Origin of the sequence: Mesonia oceanica (genome assembly GCF_902499555.1) — a bacterium.
GTDB classification, from domain to species: Bacteria; Bacteroidota; Bacteroidia; order Flavobacteriales; family Flavobacteriaceae; genus Mesonia; species Mesonia oceanica.
The window spans coordinates 195,811-220,574 of sequence record NZ_CABVMM010000007.1; the positions used below are offsets into that span (position 1 = coordinate 195,811).

Here is a 24,764-nt window from a genome sequence, read left to right on the forward strand (position 1 = left end):
GATGAAAAGGAGTTGTTTTATAGCATTATTAATATTTTCTACCATTTATTCTTATGGACAGGTTAATATTCTTAATGCAGGTAAGCCTGATGAAATTGGGAAAATAAGTGAAGCTGCTACGCAAGCTAATAATGATGACGAACCACTACCCTATGGATATGTTGGAGAACGTGATATTTTATGGGCAAAAACAACTTGGGAAGAGATAGATCTAGATCAACGGGTTAATTTTCCTTTGCTTTATCCTATAGACAAAGTAAGTAGTGAAAGAAAAGCACTATTTGATCTTTTAGTGGAAGCAGTTACCGAAGACGGCATTAAAGCCTATAGAGATTCTTATTTCAATCAGGAAATGACTACTGAAGAAATTAACCTTAACTTAAAGGCTAAAGAATTAAGTAATGCTGGATTGGAAGCTCAAAATGCAGGTGAAGAAGTGCAAGATTGGATGTATAATATTGCAGAAACTACTGCAGCTCAAGTTCAAGCATATAGAATTAGAGGATATTGGTATTTTGATAAACGTCAAGGTGAATTAAAATATCGTTTACTTGCTATTGCACCAATTGTTTATTCAGCTCAGAACTTATTGCAAAAGCAAGAAAATCCTGATATTGAAGTTCAGGGAGTAGAATTATTTTGGGTTTTTTATCCCCAAATAAGAAATAAGCTTCACCGACATTATGTGTTTAATGGTAAGAATTCTGCTAATCCAATTACTTTTGATTATCTTTTAAATGCTAGACGCTTTGATGCAACTATTTATAAAGAAGATAATGTACAAGGTGATAGAGCTGTAGATGATTACATTGTAGATAACTCCTTAATGCAATTGTTAGAATCCCAAAGAATCAAAGAATCTATAAGAAACTTTGAATCTGATATGTGGAATTACTAATTATTGTTTCATCAAAATAATACAAACGCCCTTGAAAAAGGGCGTTTTTTTATAGCCAAAATTATGAACGTAGATTATATTATTGTTGGATTCGGTTTAAGCGGATTATGTTTAGCTGAAAAGCTTGGAAGAGAGCATAAAACTTTTGTGGTTTATGATAATCAGTCACAAGACGCTTCTCTAGTGGCAGGAGGTATTTTTAACCCCGTAATTTTAAAGCGCTTTACATTAGCTTGGAATGCTCAAGAACAAGCGCCTCTTGCAAAAGATTTTTATACTGAATTAGAGCAATATTTGGGAGTAAAACTGGTAAAAGCTTTGCCAATTTTACGACGTTTTAATTCCGTAGAAGAACAGAATAATTGGTTTGATGCTGCTGATAAAACTTTTTTGGAAGACTATCTAAATACTTCATTAATTAAAGAGGTAGAAGGCGTGAACTCTTCTTATTCTTTTGGGAAAGTCGTAGGAACAGGAATTCTTGATACAAATCGATTAGTTGCTGCTTATAAAGAGAAATTACTAAATGAAAATTTACTAGTTGAAAAGTCTTTTGATTATGATGAATTATCAATGGATTCTTCTAAAGTAAATTATAAAGAAATCACTGCAAAACAGATTGTATTTTGTGAAGGATTTGGATTAAAGCAAAATCCGTATTTTGATCATTTACAATTAGTGGGAAACAAAGGAGAGTATATAACCATTAAATGTGATGGTTTAGAATTAAAAGATTGTATGCTCAAATTTTCATTTTTTGTTATTCCTTTAGGCGATCAGTTTTTTAAGGTTGGTGCTACTTATAATAGGGATTTTCAGGATAGGTATGCTACTTCTGAAGCTAAAGAAGAAATTGTTTCAAAATTAGAAAAAGTATTAAGCGTTCCTTTTGAAGTTGTCAAACAAGAAGCCGGAGTGAGGCCTACAACTAAAGATAGACGTCCACTTTTAGGTCAACATCCAACCTATAAAAATATTTATGTAAATAATGGTTTTGGAAGCCGCGGAATAATTATGGCTCCATCCGCAGCCAATTGGATGTTTAATTTTATAGAAAAGGGAATAGAATTGCCAAAAGAAGTAGATATTAAACGTTTCTATTAATCTTTTCCTTTATAGCTGAAGAAAAAGTTTATCCAAATATTTCTGGATAAACGCATAATTAATGGCATTGCTAAAATGAGTACAGCAACAATAGAAATAAATGAACCTAGCAAACCGGCTCCTAGAAATACGTGTGCAATTATAAAAGTTGCTACTGCAAAAGCGACTCCAACCCCATAACTCACGTACATAGCACCGTAGAAAAAAGAAGGCTCGATTTTATATTTTGTCCCACAATGGCTACAATGCTCGTGCATATCGTGAATGCTGGATAGCTTATATGGATTACTTTCTTTGTACATGCTTTCTTCTTGACATACAGGACAAGTACCTGTAAAAATGCTATAAAGTTTAGTTCCTTTTAATAAGCCCATTTCATAATTTTTATACCAATACAAATTTAAGCATCTTTGCACAATATAAAGGTAATTAAAGTCACATATGCTAAATATTCATAATCTATCTATTTCCTTTCAAGGAGAATTTTTGTTTGAAGAGATTACTTATCGTTTAGGTGCGGGGGATCGCATTGGTTTGGTAGGTAAAAATGGAGCCGGGAAATCTACCATGCTAAAAATATTGGCGGGTGAATTAGAACCAGATACGGGACAAATTGCCCGTGAGAAAAACTTAAGTATAGGTTTTTTGAAACAGGATATAGATTTTGTAGAAGGAAGAACGGTTTTGGAAGAAGCTTATGAAGCTTTTGAAAAGATTAAAAAGTTAGAAAAAGAACTAGCTGAAATTAATCAGCAATTGGCTGAAAGAACCGATTATGAAAGTGAATCTTATCATCAATTAATGATAGATTTAAATGAGGTTCAGCATCAATATGAAATATTGGGAGGTTATAATTACCAAGGGGAAACAGAACGAATTCTACAAGGCTTAGGTTTTAAAAGAGAAGATTTTGATAAGCTCACCGATACTTTTTCAGGAGGCTGGCGTATGCGAATAGAGTTGGCTAAACTTTTGCTTCAAAATAACGATGTATTATTGTTGGATGAGCCTACTAACCACTTAGATATTGAAAGTATAATTTGGCTAGAAGGTTTTCTTAAAAACTATTCCGGTTCTGTAGTGATTGTCTCTCACGATAAGATGTTTTTAGATAATGTAACCAATCGTACCATCGAGATTTCTTTGGGTAAAATCTACGATTATAACAAAGCTTACTCTAAATATTTAGTCTTGCGTCAAGAGCGAAGGGAGCAACAATTAGCTGCGCAGAAAAATCAACAAAAAGAAATTGAGCATACAGAAAAGCTTATTGAGAAGTTTAGGGCAAAAGCTAACAAAGCTTCTATGGCCCAATCCCTTATTAAGAAACTAGATAAAATAGATAGGATAGAAGTAGATGAAGTTGATAAATCGGTAATGACATTAAATTTTCCGGTATCAGTAAATCCAGGTAAAGTTGTTATTGAAGCAGAAAAACTATCTAAATCTTATGGTGATAAGAAAGTACTTCGAGAAGTAGATTTAATGATTGAGCGCAATACCAAAACTGCTTTTGTAGGTCAAAACGGACAAGGAAAATCTACCTTGGCGAAAATTATTGTGGGGGGAATCTCCCATCAAGGACATTTAAAGTTAGGACACAATGTACAGATTGCTTATTTCGCCCAAAATCAAGCCGAATACTTAGATGGAAACAAAACCGTGCATCAAACGATGATTGATGCCGCTAATGAAACTAACAGGACAAAAGTACGTGATATATTAGGAGCTTTTCTATTCCGTGGGGAAGAAGTAGATAAGTATGTAAAAGTGCTTTCTGGAGGTGAAAGAAATCGCTTGGCACTTGCAAAACTGCTCTTGCAACCATTTAATGTACTGGTGATGGATGAGCCTACAAACCATCTCGATATACAGTCAAAAAATGTATTAAAAGATGCGCTGGCCAATTTTGAGGGTACTTTAATTTTGGTATCTCACGACCGTGACTTTCTTCAAGGATTAACTAAAAAAGTTTATGAGTTCAAAGATCATCAAATAAAAGAGTTTTTAGGTGATATAGATTACTACTTAAAAGAACGTAGTATCGAAGATTTACGGGATGCAGAAAAGAAAACCGTCGTTAAGGAACAAAAGAAAGAACCAGCTAAGTCTAAAAACTCTTATAAAGACCAAAAGAAAATTAAAGCGTTAAAAAATAAGCTAAGCAATATTGAAACAAAAATTAGCAAGCTAGAAAAAGAGATTAAAGAAATTGATGTGGAGTTGGAGGTGAATTATGATAAAACCGTTGCCGATCCTGAGTTTTTCGATCAATACCAGGCCAAAAAGAAATCCTTAAGTGCCTTGATGGAAGATTGGGAAGATATTCAGCTTCAGTTTGAAGAATATAACGAATAAGATTATGCTTGAACATTTTTTTCAATGCCCTTATTGTTGGGAAGAGGTTTCAATGTTATTAGACCCTTCTCAAAATCAGACTTATATAGAAGATTGTGAAGTCTGCTGCAATCCAATTAAGGTAAGTGTGAGTTTTGAAAATGGTGAATTGATTTCTTTTCAAGCAGAAAATATAGAACAATAAAAAAGGATGCAATGGCATCCTTTTCAAAATCTATCAAAATTAAACTTACCTTCTAAATAGTCTGGAAATTAGTGAAATCACTAAGAGGACTATGAAAATGTAAAAAATGATTTTGGCAATATCAGCCGCTCCTTCTGCAATTCCGCCAAAACCGAAAACTGCAGCTACTAAAGCGATGATTAAGAAAATTACAATCCATCGTATCATAATAATTAATTTTTAGTGGTTAGTATTGATTTGTTGTTGAAAGTTGAAAACCCCTGCTTTACCTGATAATAAAAAGAAAGGTTTTTGTTATTCTTTTTAATACAAGACAGTAGTAGGGTTTTTAAGTTTGTATAATGTACTTCTACAATTCTTGTGTTAGCTACTAAAATTTTATCATCAGTCACATATGGATTGGTATGACTAAATTGCAAAAAAGCAATTTTTCTTTGATAGTCAATCACTACATTTTCTGCTTTAAAGTGGTTTTTGATTAAAAAACAATAAAGCTTGTCTGAAGTTCTCTTTATAGAAGAACTTTCCAATGGGAGAGAATTTCTTATTTCAGAAATCATCTCACTTTCATAATAAAATTCTTTTACCTTCACTTTTTTTGTTTAAAGGTAAATTTAAAAGAATTATTAGTCAATCGGTGAACGCTAGTTTGGCTTTAATTTAACGTGGAGAATTTGTAATTCTTAAAAAAATTAAGAATTATTTTGTTTTTCGGGGTTAATAATGCCTTTTCTATATTGATTTGGTGTTATTTTATACTTTTCTTTGAATACTTTTGAAAAGTAGCTTGGGTTTGTTAATCCTATTCTTTCTGTAATGGCACCAATACTCAAGTCTGTATTCAATAGTAGATCTTTAGCTTTTTCCAAGCGTAAGGCTTGAATATAGTTATTAACCGTATCCTTATATAAGTATTTAAAACCTTCTTGTAATTTGTTAATATTCATCCCGATCTTATCAGCTAATTCTTGTACCGTATAGGTTACAGAAAGGTCATCGGTAATTCGTTGAGTAATATCTACAATCTTATCAATTTCCTGTTTTCTGATTACCGACTGATTCTTACTGATTTTTAAGTCGTCTGCATACTGGTCTATTTGTACACAAAGCATATTAAGGGCTTGGGATTCAAGCTTGAGAGCTCTTAAGAAGTCTGAAAATAAATCGGTATTCATTTCAGAAATTATATCGGCGGTTTGAAGACTGTAATTACCCTGATAATAAAATAGCTTTTTAGCGTCAACATCTTGAAGTAAAGGCTTTAGGGGATGATCAAATTTAGATAAACTACAATGATAATAGTTGGCAAATTCTTGCCTGTTAATTTCCAAGCTATTGATATGTACTTTTATGTTAGCCTCAAAATGGAGTATATGTCCATTAAAATCGCTACTGGCCACCAATACGTTTTGATAGGTCTCAATAGTATTGGCTTGCTCAAGTTCCTCAAAACAATGTTTCATAGAGCCTTCACTACAAAAAATAAATTTTAAAGGGTGAACTTGGCTTAAGGAGAAATGAATTTGTAGGTCTTCCTTAAAAGAACAATTGTATTCTATTACCCCGAGTCCTTTACCAAAATTGATACCTCTTATAAAGCCATTGCCAAATTCTTTGGGTATTTCTAAAATAAATTCATCACAATGTTCTATAATACCACAGGAAAACTCCTTAGATAAATCTAAAATTACGTCTTTTAATGGCAATGATTTTACGTAAAGGTCTTTCATCGATGTATTTAAGGTATTTATTATTTGAAATGAGTTAATAGGTTGTCTACTTTCTTATGAAATTTGATAACTAAATTACATAATTTTTAATAAACTCAAACTAAACTCCATTAATGAAAATAGCTGTTATCGGTTTTAGCGGATTTCCCGTCCTTCCCAAGGCTAATAATTATTTACAAGAATATACCTATCATTTAATTAAAGGCTTGGTCGATTTGGGTTATGAGGTGACTTATTTTGGGTTATACGGTTCTAAGCTGCCTTGTGAGGTTTATCCCTTAAATTTAAATTCTATAGATTGGAGCTATGATGAAAATGTTTCTGACGGTTTCAAACAATTTGGAGAAGAACAACATAGTTATTTTGAAATCTTTAAATATTTACAAGAAACAGATTTTGATTTGGTACATAATATCTCTCAAAATCAAATCCCGGTCTTTACAGCTCAGTTTTTAGAAATACCAACAATAACTACTTTATTTAAAAGACCTCAGGGATTATTACAAAGCGCACTTAAGCTAAATCAAACCTCCAATAACTTTTATATAGCTATTGATCATGCGATAGCTAATGCCTGTACAGGGCATAGTAAAATTGATGATATTATTTACTGTGGAATTGATTATAATGCTTGGTCTTTTAATCTTAAGCCGCAAAGTAATACCCTATTTTTTGCGGGTGATATTGTTGCTGAAAATCATATTGAAAATATAATTGAAGCCGCAGAGGACGGAGGCTTTCAACTAGCTGTCTATGGTGATGTTATAAATAGCGATTATCATGAGAAAGTAGTGGTTCCTAAGGTAAACGATAAAATTAAAGTTTATACGTCTTTAAAAGAAAACAATTATAAGCAATGCTTGCAGAATGCAAGCTTAGCAGTTATTACTAAAAAAATATTTATGTCTTCCAGCTATTTAGTTTTAGAAGCATTTAGCTGTGGAACTCCGGTGGTGATAATTTCAGATAACCTGAATACGGACTACCTGCCTAATAGCTGTAGTATTCAAGTGAACACTTCAGATCCGCAGGAATTGAGGAGAGCTTTCGTGAATGCTGCCAGCAAATCAAGAAAAACTTGTCGGGAGTATGTGATGGAAAAATTTGATTATAAAAAAATGATTGAAAGCTATATTGATTTCTATAACAGGGTTTTATATTGAGTTTATGTTTCTAATCTGAAGATAGAGAAATAAATCTAAAATTTTATTTGGTTAGTATCATTTAAATGCCTTATATTTGCAGTCGAAATCGCGGGATAGAGCAGTAGGTAGCTCGTCGGGCTCATAACCCGAAGGTCACAGGTTCGAGTCCTGTTCCCGCTACTAGCAATGACAAGGCTTTACAGAAATGTAAGGCCTTTTTTTATGGACTGGGTACAACATAGGTACAACATTTTTGGAAAGCCAAATTTGAATAGAAAATAATGTTAATTAACATTATTTGGGGATATTTCCTATCTCATTCGAAGTGTAACTTAGTAATTTGAAGGATTTGTATAATTCTCTATTTCATTAAATAGCTTATTAAAAAACAATGTTCTAATTCTTCAGTATAAGATCTTGGTAATTTTTTAATTGAAATTATTATCAAATTATGTGATAAACCTTTTGAAATCTGTTCCTATTCTTTTTGCACAATCTGTGCATTGATTTTTTTTTATCTTTGTAGTGTGAAAATTATCGCTGTCATATTATCTCTATATATATTCGGGCTTAACTTATTAGCCTGTAATGATAGTGACACTTCACAAGTGATTTCTGATTCAGAAGTAACAGTGGTTGCTACGCAGAATTTAGATATCGACTATTCACATGATAAAGTAGCAGATTTATGCCCTCCTTTTTGTAGTTGCCATTGCTGCCATGTGCATACAGTAGATTTCGGTTCTTCAAATTTCAAGGCTTTGATTATTGAAATTCCATCAAAAGCCTTTGTCCATTTTGACAGCTCAGTGGAAGAACCTATTCTTTCCTTTTTAGATCCTCCAAAAGTTTAATTCAGTTTTTTTAAAGGATAATTATATCCTTTTTTGACCAAATCCTGGTTCTCATACTAGATCCTTGGTCCTATTGATAGATTTTGTTAGGCACAAAATTATTATCAAGAATTTTAACTGAATTAAATTTTTATTTATATGATTAATAAGATAATCGCATTTTCCATTAATAATAAATTTATTATTGGACTACTTACCTTAGCGCTGATAGGGACGGGTATTTGGTCCATGATGACCGTCAACCTGGGATCGGTGCCAGATATTACTAACAACCAGGTTCAGGTGATCACCCAATCACCTAATCTTGCAACAGAAGATATTGAACAATTTGTAACCTATCCTGTAGAACTCTCAATGGGGAACCTGCCCGGGGTTACGGAAATACGATCTGTTTCCCGATTTGGCCTTTCCGTGGTTACAATTGTTTTTGAGGACGATATGGGCATTTACAAACCCCGTCAACTGGTTCAGGAAAAACTAAACGAAGTCAGGGACCAAATACCTGAAAAATTTGGAAGTCCCGCTATGGGACCCATTACTACAGGTTTGGGTGAGATTTATCAATATACGATAAAGCCCCAAAAAGAGTATGACACCGTTTATTCCCCTACGGAATTGCGTACCATCCAGGATTGGATCGTAAAGCGTCAAATGACCCTAGTCGAAGGTGTAGTAGAGGTAAATTCATTTGGGGGCTCTATAAAACAATATGAAATTGCCATTAATCCCGAAAAACTGAATGCGTTAAACGTTTCTATTTCCCAAGTCTTCGATGCCCTGCAAAAAAATAATGTTAATACAGGCGGTGCATATATAGAAAAAAATAATATGGCCAATTTTATCCGTGGTGAGGGTTTAATCAGGTCACTAGATGATATAAAATCTATTGTTATCAAGAATGAAAATGGAGTGCCTGTAACAATTGGAGATGCAGCTGAAGAGGTCCAGTTTGGTAGCCAGGTACGCTATGGTGCTTTTACCCAGGATGGCCGTGAAGCTGTTGGCGGTATGGTGCTCATGTTGAAAGGTGCAAATCCTAATAAAGTAATTGCAAATGTTCAGGATCGTATGGAGACGGTAGAACAATCTTTGCCTGAAGGTTTATCAATAGAACCCTTCCTTGACAGAAGTGTTTTAATTGAAAGAACTACGAGTACCGTGACCCAGAATCTTCTGGAAGGTGCTTTAATCGTGATTTTTGCCTTAGTAATATTATTAGGTAGTCTGAGAGGCGGTCTTATAACTGCTACTACCATTCCATTATCACTTCTTTTTGCTTTTATATTGATGAAGCAATTCAATGTCTGGGCCAATCTAATGAGTTTGGGAGCTATTGACTTTGGAATTATTATAGACGGTGCTGTGATCATCATTGAGGGTACGGTATATGAAATACAAAAACGGATGCGTTCCGGCAAAATAAAATTTAATAAGGCTAAAATGGATGAAGTAGCCTATGATGCCGGAAGTACGATGATGGGTTCCGCCTTTTTTGGACAAATTATCATTCTTATCGTATTTGCGCCCATTCTTTTTCTAACGGGGGTAGAAGGGAAAATGTTTCGGCCAATGGCATTTACTTTTGGTTTTGCCATGATAGGTGCTATTTTCTTATGCCTTACCTATGTCCCTATGATGTCTGCTTTATTTATGAAACCAATTCAGAATAAAAAGAACTGGTTTGGAAAGTTTGAACGCTGGCTGGAAAAAGTTAGTGATAAAATTATTGGAGGGATTCAAAAAGGATACATGCCTTTATTAAAAGGAGCTTTAAGATTGAAGTTCATAGTATTGGGGTCTGCGGTTGTCTTACTTATAGTAGCCGGTTTTATCTTTTCCAGAATGGGAGGGGAATTTGTCCCTCAACTTGATGAAGGGGATATCGCCATGCAGGCTTTAATAAGACCTGGAAGTGGTTTGAGTGAAGCAATTGATGTTTCCACAAAAATAGAAGATATCCTTCTTGAGAATTTCCCGGAAGTAGAAACCGCCGTAGCGAGGATTGGGGTTGCCGATATCCCTACTGATCCAATGCCTATGGATATTGCCGATATGTTTATTGTATTAGAGAAGGATATGGATAATTGGACTTCGGCAAGTTCTAAAGAGGAATTGATAGAAAAGATCAAAGAGAAACTTAATGAAGAACTTACGGGAGTCAACCTGGTTTTTAGCCAGCCTGTAGAGCTTCGTTTTAATGAACTGCTTACCGGGGTCAGGGAAGATGTTGCGGTAAAATTATATGGTGAAGATTTAGACCTTCTTGCTGAAAAAGCTGATAAAATGGCTGAAATAATACAGACTATACCGGGCGTAGGAGATGTGAACCCTGAACGAACATCTGGTCTTCCACAAATGACGGTGCGGTTTAATCGTAAAAAAATTGCGCAATATGGATTGGACATTGAAAAGATTAACGATTATATAAGTGCAGCTTTTGCTGGAGGAACGGCCGGAGTGATCTTTGAAGGGGAAAAGCGGTTTGATATGGTAATACGTTTTGATGAGGCGCACCGCCAAAGCATTGATGATTTACGTACCCTCTATATAGATCTGCCGGATGGCACTCAGGTTCCGATTAAGGAAGTAGCTGATATTAGTTATGTACCGGGCCCTATGCAAATTTCCAGGGATAACACCTTTAGAAGAACCTATGTGGGAGTTAATGCCCGCGGGAGGGATGTGGAATCTGTGGTAAATGACATCCAGCAAAAATTGGATGAAGAGTTAGATTTACCTCCAGGATATTACATTACTTATGGTGGGGAGTTTGAAAACCTTCAAAGAGCAAAAGGGCGTTTACAAATAGTAGTGCCCATCGCTCTATTTCTGATATTCGTGCTTCTGTACTTTGCACTCCAATCTTTTTCCCAATCAATTATGATCTATATAGCCATTCCACTGGCGGCTATTGGAGGAATATTTGCTCTTTGGTTAAGAGATATGCCGTTTAGTATTTCAGCTGGTGTAGGCTTCATTGTATTGTTTGGGGTTGCCGTTTTAAACGGGCTGGTGCTTATTAACAGGTTTAATTCCTTAAAAGAAGAAGGGGTAACCAGTATAAAAGATAGAATTTTTACAGGAACCAAAGAACGAATACGTCCCATTATGTTAACAGCAACAACAGATATTTTTGGATTTCTGCCGATGGCTTTTTCATCGTCAGCAGGAGCTGAAGTACAACGACCCCTTGCTACGGTTGTTATTGGTGGCATGCTTACAGCTACCTTACTTACGCTGGTTGTTCTTCCTGTCCTTTATACATTTGTAGAGAAGAGACGAGAGAAAAAGGAACAGAACAAGCTTGGTTCTTCCAATTCACGATCTTTAGCCACAATTTTGATAATTGGCTTGATGTTAGGCGGAACCTTTTCCGTAAATGCACAATCTGATGAAATGTCATCGGAAAATCCAATACAGGATTCTTTACAAACTATTAGTTTGGAAGAGGCTAAAGAAATGGCAATCCAAAACTTTCCACAATTAAAAGCTGCCCAACTTGAAATTGAAAGTGAGGAAGTATTGCGTAAAACCGCCTATGATTTTGGGAATACCCAAATCTTTACAGGAAAAGAAGAGGTAGGAAATGGCTCTGATGGGATCTATACCCAAATTGGTGTTCAACAACAAGGCATAGATGTTTTTGGAATAGCTCCCCGTTTGAAATTACAGAAAGAAAGGGTGGCCCTTGCTGAAAATGCTTTAGAACTAAATACCTTAGAAGTGGAACGTGAAGTAAGCAGGGCCTGGGCTTCAGTTTATACAAGTAAAAAGAGGTATCGGGTATATAAGAAAATGGATTCAATTTTTGAAGACATTGAAAGAGCAGCACGAATCAGGTATGAAACAGAAGCTACCTCTAAACTGGAGTATCTTGCTACTTCAAATCAGGGGAATGAGGTGAAAATACAGTTAGAACAAGCTTATAGAGATTACCTGAAATCATTACAGCGTCTAAATTTATGGTTTGTTAGTGATACGATCTATGATGTACCAGATTTGCCTGTTGAAACTTTAGACGAACCTTTAAACTTTCTGGTAGAGTCGCTTGAAAATCATCCGTTGCTGCAGGTTTCGGAACAAAGGATAGATGTTGCCAAAGCGGTTACCAGAGAACGAAAATCTGAATTTTTGCCCAAATTTCAGGGTCAGTACGGTAGGCAGGAAATAGCCGGGCAATCGGGTTTCTTCCAATATCAAATAGGAATTCAAATTCCGCTGTTTTTTGGGCCGGAATTAGGCCGTACACAGGAAGCACAAGTAAATAGACAGATTGCAGAGCAAAACTTTTATCAGGATAAAATCGAACTGGAAACCGCCTATAAAAATATGCGTGAAGACTACATCAAATGGAGAAACTCATGGAATTATTATAGGGATGAAGCACTTCCGCTGGCCAAAGAGCAACAAGGTGGATCAGTGCTGGCCTTTAAGGAAGGCGCTATCGATTATGTGACATTTCTCCAAAATATAAGAGATGCCATTAGAATCGAGGTAAATGCCTGGAGTGCTTTTAACGATTATCTCGACAGCCGCTACCAACTGGAATATTACCTTAAGAATTCAAATTAAAAATTAAAATAAGAAAATCGATATGAATACAAGATCAATAAATATTCTAATGCTTGCCTTAACGCTCAGCATATTCTTTGGATGTAAAGAAAATCCTGCGGCAGGGGAAGATGCTTCCAGTGAAACTGCAACTACTAATACCGAAGAAGGTGAAAATCACGGTGAGGAAGGAGATGAAGAACACGGTGAAGAAGAAGGTGGGATGCGTTCGGTACATCTTTCAGAAATGAAATTCAATAGTCTGGGGATTAAAGTAGATACCTTGCCTAAAAAAGCTTTGTCGGGTATTGTGGAAGCCAATGGCCAGTTAGAAGTGCCGCCACAATATGAAGCTACCGTTACGGCAATTTTAGGCGGTAATATAACTTCTATAAAGGTTATTGAGGGGGATAAGGTAAATAAAGGTCAGGTGTTGGCTTATCTTTCTCACCCAAATTTAACCAGAATGCAGTCTGATTATATTAATGCATATAGTAGGATGCAATTTTTGGAAAAGGAATTTGAAAGACAGAAACGTTTATATGAAGCAGAGGTAGGATCTGGAAAATCTTTTCAACAAACCCAATCAGATTACCAGTCTGTACAAGGTGAAGTGCGGGGGTACGAATCGCAATTGCGCCAGTTAAACCTAAATGCTTCCCAGGTTAGAGACGGTGAATTATATGAATATATTCCGGTAGTAAGCCCAATTGGAGGTTATATTGAAAAAGTACTGGTACAGGTAGGACAATATGTAGACCCTCAGACCAGTATGTTTATGGTAGTTGATAATGAACATGTTCATGCCGATCTAATGGTTTTTGAAAAAGATATTTATAAGGTGAAAGAAGGCCAAAAGATTGCGTTTACACTGGAATCGGTTCCAGGCAGTAATTTAACCGGGGAAATTTATTCAGTGGGGAAACAATTTGAACAAAACCCCAAAGCGGTACATGTGCATGCAGAAATCGATAATAAAGAAGATTTTCTAATTCCGGGGATGTATATAAACGGAAAAATCAGGACCGGTGAAGAAGCTGTTCCTGCCTTACCGGAAGAAGCAATAATTGAAGAAGAAGGAAATCCCTACATCTTTACGGCCCAAAAACACCAGGAAGATGGTGAAACCGAATGGGAATTGAAACCAGTGCAGGTTAGAACGGGAATAAATGAAGATGGTTGGGTTGAAATTAAACTGCTGGAGCCTCTGCCTGAAGGTACGTTGGTTGCCTATAATAATGCCTATTATCTGGTTTCTGAAATGCAGAAAAGCCAGACTTCCCATGGTCATTAAATTAAAAAAATTAGATGGATGGACTCTCTGTTAAATGTTTGTCTTAATTAAAATTCCAGAGGGTTCATCCTTAATACTAAAATTAATATTACAGCAATGAAAGAAATAAAAGCATTTATAAAACCGAAACGAGTTCAAAATGTAATTGAAGCTCTTAGTGAAAGCGGATTTAAAAGTATGACCCTTTCCCAGGGAGAAGGAACGGGGGCTTTTAAAGCAAAAGGCGCATCACCTTCTTTAGATTTCCGTGTAACAGACAGTCCGGTTGTAAAGTTAGAACTGGTATGTCAAAACGAAGAAGCACAATCAGCAATAGATATTATCCTTGAGAATGCAAAAACAACTGAACCCGGTGACGGAATAATTTATCTTTCCGATATTGAAGATGCCTTCCAGATAAAAACCGGGGAATCCATAAAGCGTTACGACCCCTAAATACTTTTATAGCAAATGGAAAAAATAGTAAAAAAGTTGGAAAGCAAAGGCATCCGCCCTACGGCAATGCGCTTGATGACCTATAGACGGCTGGCACAACTGAATGTGGCCGTTAGCTTAGGCGACCTTGGAAAGGATTTCGAAAGCTCGGAAAGGAGTACGCTTTTCCGTACTATGAAGACATTTGAAGAAAAAGGAATCGTGCATCAAATTGAGGATGGCACCGGCATCATTAAATATGCCCTGTGCGAAGACAATTGTGAATGTGAGGTGGGAAACGACCTTCACTTACATTTTCATTGCAATAGTTGCGGGGAAACCGTGTGCCTTACAGAGCACAAAATCCCTCAGATAAACCTGCCCGACGGCTATGTGGCAGAGGATATCAATCTGGTGGCCAAGGGAGTCTGTGAGAAATGTAGCAATGACTTGGATTAAGTTTTTTGATTTAAAAAATTGGAACAATGATGAAAATTTATAAAAAAGAAAACAAGGTATATATGGTAGCTCAAAATAGATTGGATGCTACCGATTATGACAATTTGATATCTCAATTAAAAAACCATATACAGGCAAACCATAAAGTATACTGGTATATTGAAATGGAAAATTTTGAGGGGTGGACTGCAAGTGCGTATTGGAAAGGCATTGAACTGAAACTTCCGAATGAAGAACGCGTTAAAAAGGTTGCATTGGTGGGAATTACAAAATGGCAGGAACAGTTTACCGAAGTTTTGATACCCTTTACAAAGGCACATATTAAATTCTTTAGCCCTGAAGAAAAACATTTGGCCAAGGAATGGATGGAGAAAGGAAATCATTAAAAAAGTTAAGTAAATTTAAACAGAAAGATTATGATGGACAACTGGAATTTTGGGGGAATGCACTGGATATGGTGGGGACTTTGGATAATTCTTATCTTTTGGATATTTTTAATTCCTTACCCCACCCCGGGACAAAAACGGAAAAAAGACGGAGCAATGGAAATTCTAAGGGAGCGTTTTGCACGGGGCGAAATAAGCGAGGAAGAATATAAACACCGGGTAAATATACTTCAAAATAAAAATGAACCAAAGGGCCAGAAAAAAATTAGGCAGGAAAAATAATGGGAAAAGGACAACTAACTATATTTTTTTTAATGCTGGCTCCTATCCTGCATACCCAAACTATATACAGTACACGGGAGGGGCATATCCTTATAAAAGCTAATATAGATGGCAATGCATTTAAGGCGGAAAGCCATCAACTTTCCATGTTTTTTGATTACACAAGTAAAGAAATTACGGGTTCCATAGATTTGAGAACTATAGACACAAATAATCCACAGCTAGCCACCTATCTTAAAAGTACTCAAGCACCTATATGGATAAGATTTTCCGGGAAGGTCCCGGTTGAGGATTTCCTTTTGCGCCCACATGAACCAATTGATTTTAATTGGTTGGTAACGATCAGGCTTCCTAATAAAGAAGTGCAAAACTACTTTAAAGCGACATTGACCCACATCCCCCAAGGTCCTACATTTTCCTGTCTTTTAAGTGCCGGTGGATTTATAGAGAAAACTATAAGCCCAAGCTTAAATCAAGTGGTTCCTGGACTTGAAGGATCCATAGAAATAAAATTTGCCCAGCTTATTTTAAAGAAAGAGTGAATGCCATTTAATTCAAAATAACATAGAAAGATGAAAAAGTATAAATAGAATCCCATCCTCTTCCAGTAGTGCCTTATTAAAATAGCGCTGGGGAGATGTAATAAGTGTAAATAAAATATCCTCCTGCCGTACAAAATTTGTACCGCAATTAGGGACATAGATGTGATATATAAATATTTCCGTCTTATCATTTTTCGCTTATTACTAATAATGGAAAATTTTGAGGGGTGGACCGCAAGTGCGTATTGGAAGAGCATTGAACTGAAACTTCCGAACGAAGAACGCGTTAAAAAGGTTGCATTGGTGGGAAATACAAAATGGAAGGAACAGTTTACGGAAGTTTTGATTCCCTTTACAAGGGCACATATTAAATTCTTTAGCCCTGAAGAAAAAGATTTGGCCAAGGAATGGATGGAGAAAGGAAATCATTAAAAAAGTTAAATAAATTTAAACAGAAAGATTATGATGGACGACTGATATTTTGGGGGAATGCACTGGATATGGTGGGGGCTTTGGATAATCCTTATCTTTTGGATATTCTTAATTCCTTATCCCACCCCGGGACAAAACAGACGGAAGGATAAGGCTATGGAAGCCCTGAGAGATCGATACGCCCGGGACGAGATAAGCGATGAGGAATTTGAACAAAAGAAGAAAGTCCTTCAGGATAAGAAGAAGTAGTTATAAGGCCACAGGTATCGAAGGCGATGGCACCTATGGCATATAAAAGAAGGTAAAAATGAAAAAACGGAAAGTATTTGTTTTTATATTCATTGGATTAGCCCTTGGCTTATTTATAATACAGCCCCTGGCTATTTCACTCCACATGTATGACATGCAGGGAGATAATGGCGAATGGTGGAAATACCTGCTTGCTTCATATCAGCAGGAATTTAGAGTATGGGATTTGGATCAAGCCATAATCAAATTGCTATTTGGACTGCTGGGCATTGCCTTGTCGCTTATGTTTATGGTCAGGCAAAGAATATTTCAATTGACCGGAAGAAGAGATAAGCTGGAGGAGATCAGAGAGCTGATTGCGGCAGGAGAAAACCAGCAAGTAGAATTTAAATCTACCTTGAGATGGGATTTGAGGCAGTTTAAACCGAATAAGGCTTTGGAAGACGTAATAGCAAAAACAATTGCCGGGTTTATGAACACCCAAGGAGGGCATTTAATTATCGGAATTGATGATGAAGGTAGTATTCTGGGGCTGGAACAGGATTATGGTACTTTAAAAAAACCTGGCAAGGACGGGTTTGAGCAATATATAATGCAATTGGTGTCCCTCAAGTTGGGTACCCATTTTTGCACTTTGGTTAAAGTGTCTTTTCACCAATTTGAAGAAAAGGATATCTGTTATGTAAGGGTTCATAAATCACAAAAACCTGTGTATTTGAATTTGAGTGACCGTTCGCATTTCTTTATCAGAACCGGGAATGGTACCCGTGAGTTGGATATGCCTGAGGCTCTGGAGTATTTGGAGATACACTTAAATTAATATAGACCCTATAAAATTGAAAAAATGATACAGGTATTGGACATAGAAAAAGAAAACTTGATTGCCGCTAAAGTCAATGGTAAAATCACAAAGAAGGATATAGAAAAAATCCATCCGCTCATCCACAACATCATCGGTAAATATCATAAGGTGTAAAATGGCATTTGTAGGCGAAAAAAATAGCAGGAATGGGTCGCTAAAGCTACTGATTTCTTTACTGGTTCAGAAGTCAAATATTTTGACCTTCAGGATAAAGAACAAGCAAAAAACTGGATATAAATAACTAAGGATATGAAAAAACTAAAAATCAAAATTCCCGTAATCCTTCCACAGGTGCCAAATGAAAAAGACACTTGTGTGCAAAGGCTCATTGAAGAATTAGAAGCCAAAGAAGGTCTTGATAAAGTGCATATAAAAGACGATCAGGAAGATACGGTGCCACAATTGTGCTTTCATTACGATCCGGATATAATTTCTATTGACAGCATTCAATCATTGGCAGAAAGAACCGGGGCTGAAATTACCGCGAAATATGGACATTTGCTTATAGAGGTTGAGGGGATTAGGCATACCCGGCATGCAAGGACTTTAGAAAAGAGTCTGCTGAATATCAAAGGCGTTTTGGAAGCTTCCGCCAATGCCGGAGGAATGATCCGTTTAGAATATGATAAACGGGAAACAAGTTTTGATGAGATAACTACAAAGCTCGAAAAAGAAAACCTACAAGTTAAAAAAAGCTCCTCTGCTGAGAATAAGGGCTTTAAATCTGCCGAAAAGAATCCTCAAAATTTAAATAAAGAAAAGGTAAGGGATATAGAAGAACAAAAGCATAAAGATACTGATCTCCAGAATCATAGAGAAGCGGATAGCCACGGGGCCGGGGAAGAACATTCCCACGCCCACGGAGGTATTTTTGGGAAAAACACCGAACTTATTTTTGCTATTATTTGTGGTGCTCTTTTGGGTATTGGTTTTGGTTTGTCCTACGTAACATCAATACCGGAATGGGTCAGCTTATCCCTATACATAGGTGCCTACTTTTTTGGAGGTTACTTTACAGCAAAAGAAGCCATACAGACCGTAGCCAAAGGTGGATTTGAAATTGATTTTCTCATGTTGGTCGCAGCTATAGGAGCAGCTATTCTTGGGGAATGGGCTGAAGGAGCTTTGTTATTATTTCTCTTTAGCCTGGGGCATGCCTTGGAGCATTATGCAATGAACAAAGCACGAAAATCTATAGCTGCACTGGCAGAACTGGCGCCAAAAACAGCTTTGGTTAAGAAAAATGGTAAAACGGAAGAAGTTGGTATCGAAAAACTCAATATTGGGGATATCATTGTGGTGAAACCAAATAGTAAAATATCTGCAGATGGCGTAGTGGTAGATGGGCAGAGTAGTGTTAACCAGGCTCCAATAACCGGGGAGAGTGTACCGGTAGATAAAGTTCCCGTAGAAGATGTTGAGAAGGATTACTCAGAGGTAGATGATATTAAAGATGAAAACCGCGTTTTTGCCGGAACGATCAATGGGAACAATACTTTGGAGATTAAAGTTATCAAAGCAGCCAAAGATTCAACGCTTTCCCGATTGGTGAAACTGGTTAACGAAGCTCAGACTCAAAAATCGCCTACCCAGTTGCTCACCGATAAATTTGAAAAATATTTTGTGCCGTCCGTCCTTATTTTGGTCGGGATTCTTTTGTTTGCTTTTTTAGTTATTGACGAACCCTTTAGCGCCAGCTTTTACAGGGCGATGGCCGTATTAGTAGCTGCAAGTCCCTGTGCGTTGGCAATCTCGACCCCAAGTGCTGTATTAAGTGGAGTGGCCAGAGCTGCCCGTGGCGGGGTATTAATTAAAGGAGGGCGCCCTCTGGAGGACCTGGGGGTTATTACCGCCCTAGCCTTTGATAAAACCGGAACTCTAACGGAAGGAAAGCCAAAACTTACCCAAGTGGTGCCACTTGGGGATATTTCAGACAATGAACTTCTCAAAATAGCAGTAGCCGTGGAAGGTCTTAGTGATCACCCCCTGGCCAAAGCTGTAGTTCGTGATGGAAAAGAGCGTCTGGAAGGCGAGGAAATCCCAAATGCCTCTAATTTAGAGGCAGTTCTGGGTAAAGGGATTAAAGCATCATTTGGCAATGATAAAATCTATATAGGTAACCTCGACCTGTACGAAGGGCTTGATGAGAGTACACCTTCCGAAAAAATAGCTACGAAAGTGCGTGGTCTTGAAGGTGGTGGAAATACAACAATGCTTATACGAAAAAATGAAGAATATATAGGCATCATTGCATTAATGGATACCCCTCGTGAAGCCGCCAAGGGAACCCTTAAAAAATTAAAAGAAATAGGAATTAAACGAATGATCATGCTTACTGGTGATAACCAGAAGGTAGCAGACGCAGTAGCAGAAGAAATAGGATTGACCGATGCCTGGGGTAGTTTATTACCGGAAGAAAAAGTGGATGCTATAAAAGAATTAAAAGAAAAGGAATCCAAGGTGGCAATGGTGGGCGATGGCGTTAATGATGCCCCTGCCATGGCAAACAGCACTGTAGGAATAGCTATGGGTGCTGCGGGAAGTGATGTAGCCCTGGAAACGGCGGATATTGCGCTAATGGCCGATAAGTTGGAAACCCTGCCCTTTGCCATAGGTTTAAGCAGGAAGGCAAAGGCGATTATCAGGCAAAACCTTTGGGTTAGCCTTGGTATTGTGGCCCTGCTTATACCTTCAACCATATTCGGCTTGGCAAATATTGGAGTGGCGGTAGTAATCCATGAAGGTTCGACGCTTCTGGTGGTTTTTAATGCGTTAAGGCTTTTGGCTTATAAAAAAGATTAGATCCGGACTTAGACTGTTTTTCGAAAGAATATAAAATGACAAAAACGGAAAAAAAATTATCGTCAAAAGGGATACGTCCCACTGAAATGAGGTTGAAAATTTACAAATACCTCAAAAGGAAAACTTATGCAGTAAGTTTAAATGAAATGCAAAAAGTCTTTATCAATAAAAATATCAAAACAGCCAATAAGACCACTTTCTACAGGGCGATAAAGCTCTTTGAGAAAAAAAGCATGGTGCACCAAATTGACGATGGAACTGCTTTTGCAAAATATGCGATTTCCGATGAAAACGCCAAAGGTAAACACAGTACAGATTTACATATGCACTTTCATTGTACCAATTGTAAGAAAACAATCTGTTTACCAAATAAAATATCGGAAGAGAGTTTGCCAAACCAGTATGAGGTGAACGATGTGAACCTAGTTTTAAAAGGGATATGTAAAAACTGTAGTAAAAAATAATAGGTGGGAGTGCCTTAAGCCTGAATCCCAGCCCCCAATGGTCAAGCTTAAGGTTTTTTCCACCGTAACTAACTTAAAAAAATGTGAATATGGAAAAATTTGATGTAACTATAATAGGATCTGGCCCGGGCGGGTATGTAAGTGCGATCCGTTGCGCCCAATTAGGATTAAAAGTAGCCATTATTGAAAGGTACAACACGCTTGGCGGCACCTGCCTTAACGTGGGCTGTATCCCGTCAAAAGCCTGGTTGGAAGCCTCTGAGCATTATTACAAACTCAAGCATCAATTCGAAAATTTTGGGATTGATGTTAAAGAGGCCAATGTCGATATCCTGAAAATGAACCAAAGGGTTCAGGATGTGGTACAGGAAATCATCAATGGTGTTGATTATCTGATGAAAAAGAACAAGGTTGCCGTCTATCAAGGCCACGGCACCATCAAGGACAAAAACACGATTGAGATTAAGGGCGGGGACAAAACGGAAACCATAACAACCGATAAAATCATCATTGCCACAGGGTCCAAACCCGCTTCACTGCCCAATATTAAAATAGACAAAAAGCGTATCATCTCTTCCACCGAAGCCCTTGCCCTACAGGAAATCCCCAAGCACTTAATGGTCGTTGGGGGTGGCGTTATCGGTGTTGAGATAGGTTCCGTATTCGCCCGCCTGGGTTCAAAGGTTTCCATAGTAGAATATTTTGATAGCCTTATCGCCACTATGGACGGCGCACTGGGACATCAATTGCACCGTTCCCTTAGAAAACAGGGAATTGATTTTTATTTGGAACATAAGGTGACAAACGCAACGGCAACTGAGGATAAAGTAGAATTGAAAGCGGAAAATCTTTCCGATAAAGAAGAAATGAGTTTAGATGGCGATTACTGTCTTATGGCCATTGGCCGAAAACCATACACCGCCAGTTTAGGGCTTGAAAATATAGGAGTGGAAACCAATGAGAAAGGACAGATAACGGTAGATAAAAACCTTGAAACCAATGTCAAGGGTGTGTATGCCATTGGGGATGTAATCCGGGGGGCAATGCTTGCCCATAAAGCCAGTGAAGAAGGCGTTTTTGTAGCCGAAAGCATAGCAGGTCAAAAGCCACATATCAATTATTCCCTTATCCCAAATATCGTGTACACCCAGCCTGAGGTCGCCGGTGTAGGCTTGACGGAAGAAGAACTGAAGAAGACCAATAGAAGTATAAAAACGGGCTCTTTTCCCTATAAGGCAAACGCACGGGCGAAGATAAGTATGGATACGGATGGTTTTATCAAGGTAATCGCAGATAAGGAAACCGATGAGATATTGGGCGTGCATATGATAGGCCCTCGCATAGCAGACAGTTATACCGAAGCGGTGGTAGCGATGGAATTTAGGGCGGCTGCCGAGGATATTGCAAGAATGTCACACGGTCACCCCACATTTTCCGAGACCTTTAAGGAGGCCTGTCTGGCAGCTACCGAAGACAGGGCGTTGCATATTTAAAGTTGACCTAACAGTAAGTTCTTAAAAATTAAGACGCTACTGAGCTTTTTGAAATATTAAGGTTTAAGTAATGAACTCAAAAAACAGATAAGATAAAATGGGGCAATCAGTTCGAAATCAATCCACTATTGGGTATATCAGGGAAACGGCAACAAAGTTCCTCGACAGGGAAACAGCTGGGGGGATTTTTTTAATAATTGCTACTATAGTTGCCCTTCTTTTAGCTAATTCAAAGTGGGCAGGTGCCTATCATCATTTTCTTGGCGATGAATTGCTTTTTGAATTTTCCGAGCATCTTAGTTTTGGGCTAACAATTGAAGAATGGATCAATGATGGCCTAATGGCAATTTTCTTTTTGGTTGCCGGCCTTGAATTGAAGAGGGAGGTTATGGTGGGGGAATTATCTTCAATTAAAAAAGCCTCAGCCCCATTGTTGGCAGCTTTAGGTGGCATGGCAGTTCCGGCCCTCATTTTTATTAGCCTAAATTTAGGCACTGAAAATATAAAGGGTTGGGGCATCCCTATGGCTACCGATATCGCATATTCACTAGGGATTATTGGCCTACTGGGAAAAAATGTCCCCAGGCAGTTAAAAACATTTTTAATAGCCCTCGCTATTGCTGACGATATAGGTGCCATATTGGTGATAGCATTGTTTTATAGCAACGAGTTGAGCTGGATATACCTTGGATCGGGCATGGGGGCATTTGGGTTATTATTATTAATGAATTGGACTGGGATCAAAAATTTGATTTGGTATATTATTATTGGGATCATCTTATGGTATTGCTTCCTTAATTCGGGGATCCATCCAACTATTGCGGGAGTACTTTTTGCCATTACCATTCCAATAGTGCCCAAATTAGACAGTAAAATATTAAAAGAAAGGACCGCCACAAACGTTACTAATCTTGAGAAAACAGAGCTGGAAAAATTAAATCCTCTTCAGGATAAAAAACAACAAATAATTTTAAAAGCTATTAAAACAGATACTGAGAATTCAAGGCCTCCTTTGCTCAAACTGGAAAATTCCCTTGTTGATTTCAATGCTTTCTTTATCATTCCAATTTTTGCAGTCGCGAATGCGGGAGTAAAGCTCGATGTAAATTTAATTGAGGTTGTTTCCGGTTCTTTAGGGCTGGGGATCCTTTTGGGATTAGCTATTGGGAAAGTAACAGGGATTGGTATTTTTACATTGATCGGGCAAAAACTTGGAGTTTCCGAATTACATATTACACTAAACTGGAAACATATAATTGGAATTGGTATGATCGCGGGAATTGGCTTTACCATGTCCCTTTTTATTACCAATCTCGCATTTAATGATCAGGAATTGATTAAAATTTCGAAAATAAGCATTTTGATAGCTTCATTACTTGCAGCTATTGGCGGTGCGGTAATTCTCTTATTAACTTCCAATAAAGGAAGGAAAAATATAGTTAAGTGATATGGGAGAAATGAACAAAAGTACTTTTATAGTAAGTCAAATGGACTGTCCTTCAGAAGAACAGATGATCCGGATGAAATTGGAATCTTATGCTCAAGTGAAATATTTGGATTTTGATATACCCAATCGAAAACTTGAAGTATATCACCTTGAAGGGAATGAGGAAATCAAAGCCTCGATTTCAGAATTAAAATTAGGTGATAAATTTATGGGGACCGAAGAAGCCGAGCCTCCCGTAATAGAAGACCAATCCAAACAGAAAACAATCCTTTGGTGGGTCCTGGGGATAAATTTCGGCTTTTTCATTATCGAAATGACCACGGGGTGGATTTCTTCTTCTATGGGCCTAATTGCAGATTCTTTGGATATGCTGGCAGATTCGATAGTATATGCGCTAAGTTTATTTGCAGTAGGTGGTGCCATTTCCAGAAAAAAGAAGGTGGCAAAATTCAGCGGCTACTTTCAAATTGCATTGGCAACACTTGGTTTTGCAGAGGTATTAAGAAGGTTTTTTACAAGTAGTGAAACACCAATGTTCGAATGGATGATCATAGTTTCCATTTTAGCCTTACTGGGGAACCTTATTTCGCTCTGGTTGATAAATAAGGCCAAAAGTAAGGAGGCGCATATGCAGGCCAGTGCTATTTTTACGTCCAATGATATCATCGTAAACGGCGGGGTGATACTGGCCGGGGTGCTGGTCTATTTTCTGGATAGCAAATGGCCCGATTTGGTAATTGGCGGCATCGTTTTCACGTTTGTAATGCGGGGCGCCATAAGAATTTTAAAATTATCTAAATAATGCAAATATATG

26 protein-coding genes, 1 tRNA gene and 1 pseudogene are annotated in these 24,764 nt (G+C 37.4%); 24 read left to right on the forward strand and 4 right to left on the reverse strand.

The genetic code is table 11. From position 1 onward, the window contains the following. Window position 1: 1 nt before the first annotated feature. Window positions 2-898 carry a type IX secretion system ring subunit PorN/GldN gene (porN, locus tag FVB9532_RS10140; protein WP_150545097.1) on the forward strand — a complete coding sequence of 299 codons (897 nt, stop codon included), beginning with the start codon at window positions 2-4 and terminating at the stop codon, window positions 896-898. 63 nt (window positions 899-961) lie between these two features. Next, window positions 962-2,002: an NAD(P)/FAD-dependent oxidoreductase gene (locus tag FVB9532_RS10145; protein WP_150545098.1), complete on the forward strand. Its 1,041-nt coding sequence runs from the start codon at window positions 962-964 to the stop codon at window positions 2,000-2,002. Here the strand turns inward: FVB9532_RS10145 and FVB9532_RS10150 are convergent. Beyond that, window positions 1,999-2,376: a DUF983 domain-containing protein gene (locus FVB9532_RS10150; protein ID WP_150545099.1), complete on the reverse strand. Its 378-nt coding sequence runs from the start codon at window positions 2,374-2,376 to the stop codon at window positions 1,999-2,001. The genes FVB9532_RS10145 and FVB9532_RS10150 overlap by 4 nt on opposite strands. A gap of 67 nt (window positions 2,377-2,443) precedes the next feature. On the opposite strand from FVB9532_RS10150, the gene FVB9532_RS10155 reads away from it, so the two are divergent. Together FVB9532_RS10155 and FVB9532_RS10160 are read left to right on the forward strand one after the other, a co-directional pair. Then, window positions 2,444-4,360 carry an ABC-F family ATP-binding cassette domain-containing protein gene (locus FVB9532_RS10155; protein WP_150545100.1) on the forward strand — a complete coding sequence of 639 codons (1,917 nt, stop codon included), beginning with the start codon at window positions 2,444-2,446 and terminating at the stop codon, window positions 4,358-4,360. A gap of 4 nt (window positions 4,361-4,364) precedes the next feature. Then, window positions 4,365-4,544, forward strand: a complete 180-nt coding sequence (locus FVB9532_RS10160; RefSeq protein WP_150545101.1) for a CPXCG motif-containing cysteine-rich protein — start codon at window positions 4,365-4,367, stop codon at window positions 4,542-4,544. A gap of 45 nt (window positions 4,545-4,589) precedes the next feature. On the opposite strand, the gene FVB9532_RS10165 is transcribed toward FVB9532_RS10160, so the two are convergent. From FVB9532_RS10165 to FVB9532_RS10175, 3 genes are all read right to left on the reverse strand, one after another. Beyond that, window positions 4,590-4,751: a DUF1328 domain-containing protein gene (locus tag FVB9532_RS10165; RefSeq protein WP_150545102.1), complete on the reverse strand. Its 162-nt coding sequence runs from the start codon at window positions 4,749-4,751 to the stop codon at window positions 4,590-4,592. Window positions 4,752-4,756: 5 nt separating this feature from the next. Then, a complete protein-coding gene (locus tag FVB9532_RS10170) occupies window positions 4,757-5,137 on the reverse strand; it encodes a hypothetical protein (protein ID WP_150545103.1) in 381 nt (126 codons plus the stop codon). Window positions 5,138-5,236: 99 nt separating this feature from the next. Then, on the reverse strand, window positions 5,237-6,274 hold the full coding sequence (locus FVB9532_RS10175; RefSeq protein ID WP_150545104.1) for a helix-turn-helix domain-containing protein: 1,038 nt from the start codon (window positions 6,272-6,274) through the stop codon (window positions 5,237-5,239). A 113-nt stretch (window positions 6,275-6,387) separates the two neighbouring features. On the opposite strand from FVB9532_RS10175, the gene FVB9532_RS10180 reads away from it, so the two are divergent. From FVB9532_RS10180 to FVB9532_RS10270, 20 genes and pseudogenes are all read left to right on the forward strand, one after another. Continuing rightward, the gene (locus FVB9532_RS10180) at window positions 6,388-7,437 is read left to right on the forward strand and encodes a glycosyltransferase (protein ID WP_150545105.1); all 1,050 of its coding nucleotides are present in this window, start codon (window positions 6,388-6,390) and stop codon (window positions 7,435-7,437) included. Between the two features lie 89 nt (window positions 7,438-7,526). After that, a tRNA-Met gene (locus FVB9532_RS10185) sits at window positions 7,527-7,599 on the forward strand. Between the two features lie 347 nt (window positions 7,600-7,946). After that, on the forward strand, window positions 7,947-8,273 hold the full coding sequence (locus tag FVB9532_RS10190) for a DUF6660 family protein (RefSeq protein ID WP_225573949.1): 327 nt from the start codon (window positions 7,947-7,949) through the stop codon (window positions 8,271-8,273). Between the two features lie 138 nt (window positions 8,274-8,411). Beyond that, window positions 8,412-12,845: a CusA/CzcA family heavy metal efflux RND transporter gene (locus FVB9532_RS10195; protein WP_150545106.1), complete on the forward strand. Its 4,434-nt coding sequence runs from the start codon at window positions 8,412-8,414 to the stop codon at window positions 12,843-12,845. A gap of 22 nt (window positions 12,846-12,867) precedes the next feature. Further along, window positions 12,868-14,118 (forward strand): efflux RND transporter periplasmic adaptor subunit, encoded by a 1,251-nt coding sequence (locus FVB9532_RS10200; RefSeq protein WP_190324899.1) that lies wholly within the window; start codon window positions 12,868-12,870, stop codon window positions 14,116-14,118. 96 nt (window positions 14,119-14,214) lie between these two features. Beyond that, a complete protein-coding gene (locus tag FVB9532_RS10205) occupies window positions 14,215-14,553 on the forward strand; it encodes a P-II family nitrogen regulator (RefSeq protein WP_009778856.1) in 339 nt (112 codons plus the stop codon). A 15-nt stretch (window positions 14,554-14,568) separates the two neighbouring features. Further along, window positions 14,569-14,991, forward strand: a complete 423-nt coding sequence (locus FVB9532_RS10210; RefSeq protein WP_128766680.1) for a Fur family transcriptional regulator — start codon at window positions 14,569-14,571, stop codon at window positions 14,989-14,991. A 26-nt stretch (window positions 14,992-15,017) separates the two neighbouring features. Further along, window positions 15,018-15,377 carry a SpoIIAA family protein gene (locus tag FVB9532_RS10215; protein WP_128766681.1) on the forward strand — a complete coding sequence of 120 codons (360 nt, stop codon included), beginning with the start codon at window positions 15,018-15,020 and terminating at the stop codon, window positions 15,375-15,377. 30 nt (window positions 15,378-15,407) lie between these two features. After that, a complete protein-coding gene (locus FVB9532_RS10220) occupies window positions 15,408-15,659 on the forward strand; it encodes an SHOCT domain-containing protein (protein WP_150545107.1) in 252 nt (83 codons plus the stop codon). Next, window positions 15,659-16,201: a hypothetical protein gene (locus FVB9532_RS10225; protein WP_013073460.1), complete on the forward strand. Its 543-nt coding sequence runs from the start codon at window positions 15,659-15,661 to the stop codon at window positions 16,199-16,201. The genes FVB9532_RS10220 and FVB9532_RS10225 overlap by 1 nt, the downstream gene beginning before the upstream one ends. A gap of 210 nt (window positions 16,202-16,411) precedes the next feature. Then, window positions 16,412-16,633, forward strand: coding sequence for a SpoIIAA family protein (locus FVB9532_RS10230; RefSeq protein WP_013073459.1), 222 nt, complete (start codon window positions 16,412-16,414; stop codon window positions 16,631-16,633). A gap of 156 nt (window positions 16,634-16,789) precedes the next feature. Beyond that, window positions 16,790-16,882 carry an SHOCT domain-containing protein gene (locus FVB9532_RS19740; RefSeq protein ID WP_011709086.1) on the forward strand — a complete coding sequence of 31 codons (93 nt, stop codon included), beginning with the start codon at window positions 16,790-16,792 and terminating at the stop codon, window positions 16,880-16,882. 58 nt (window positions 16,883-16,940) lie between these two features. Beyond that, on the forward strand, window positions 16,941-17,702 hold the full coding sequence (locus tag FVB9532_RS10240) for an AlbA family DNA-binding domain-containing protein (protein ID WP_150545108.1): 762 nt from the start codon (window positions 16,941-16,943) through the stop codon (window positions 17,700-17,702). A gap of 24 nt (window positions 17,703-17,726) precedes the next feature. Next, complete coding sequence (locus FVB9532_RS19905; RefSeq protein WP_258539130.1) at window positions 17,727-17,858, forward strand: hypothetical protein; 132 nt, start codon at window positions 17,727-17,729, stop codon at window positions 17,856-17,858. Between the two features lie 39 nt (window positions 17,859-17,897). After that, window positions 17,898-17,981: pseudogene (locus FVB9532_RS20050) on the forward strand (STAS/SEC14 domain-containing protein); the annotation flags it as partial. A gap of 12 nt (window positions 17,982-17,993) precedes the next feature. Next, on the forward strand, window positions 17,994-20,546 hold the full coding sequence (locus FVB9532_RS10250; RefSeq protein ID WP_150545109.1) for a heavy metal translocating P-type ATPase: 2,553 nt from the start codon (window positions 17,994-17,996) through the stop codon (window positions 20,544-20,546). Window positions 20,547-20,581: 35 nt separating this feature from the next. Further along, window positions 20,582-21,010: a Fur family transcriptional regulator gene (locus tag FVB9532_RS10255; protein ID WP_057482988.1), complete on the forward strand. Its 429-nt coding sequence runs from the start codon at window positions 20,582-20,584 to the stop codon at window positions 21,008-21,010. 89 nt (window positions 21,011-21,099) lie between these two features. Then, window positions 21,100-22,503, forward strand: coding sequence for a dihydrolipoyl dehydrogenase (gene lpdA, locus FVB9532_RS10260; protein ID WP_057482989.1), 1,404 nt, complete (start codon window positions 21,100-21,102; stop codon window positions 22,501-22,503). A gap of 97 nt (window positions 22,504-22,600) precedes the next feature. Further along, window positions 22,601-23,950: a Na+/H+ antiporter NhaA gene (gene nhaA / locus FVB9532_RS10265; RefSeq protein WP_057482990.1), complete on the forward strand. Its 1,350-nt coding sequence runs from the start codon at window positions 22,601-22,603 to the stop codon at window positions 23,948-23,950. Window positions 23,951-23,960: 10 nt separating this feature from the next. Next, on the forward strand, window positions 23,961-24,752 hold the full coding sequence (locus tag FVB9532_RS10270; protein WP_217806691.1) for a cation efflux transmembrane domain-containing protein: 792 nt from the start codon (window positions 23,961-23,963) through the stop codon (window positions 24,750-24,752). Window positions 24,753-24,764: the final 12 nt, after the last annotated feature.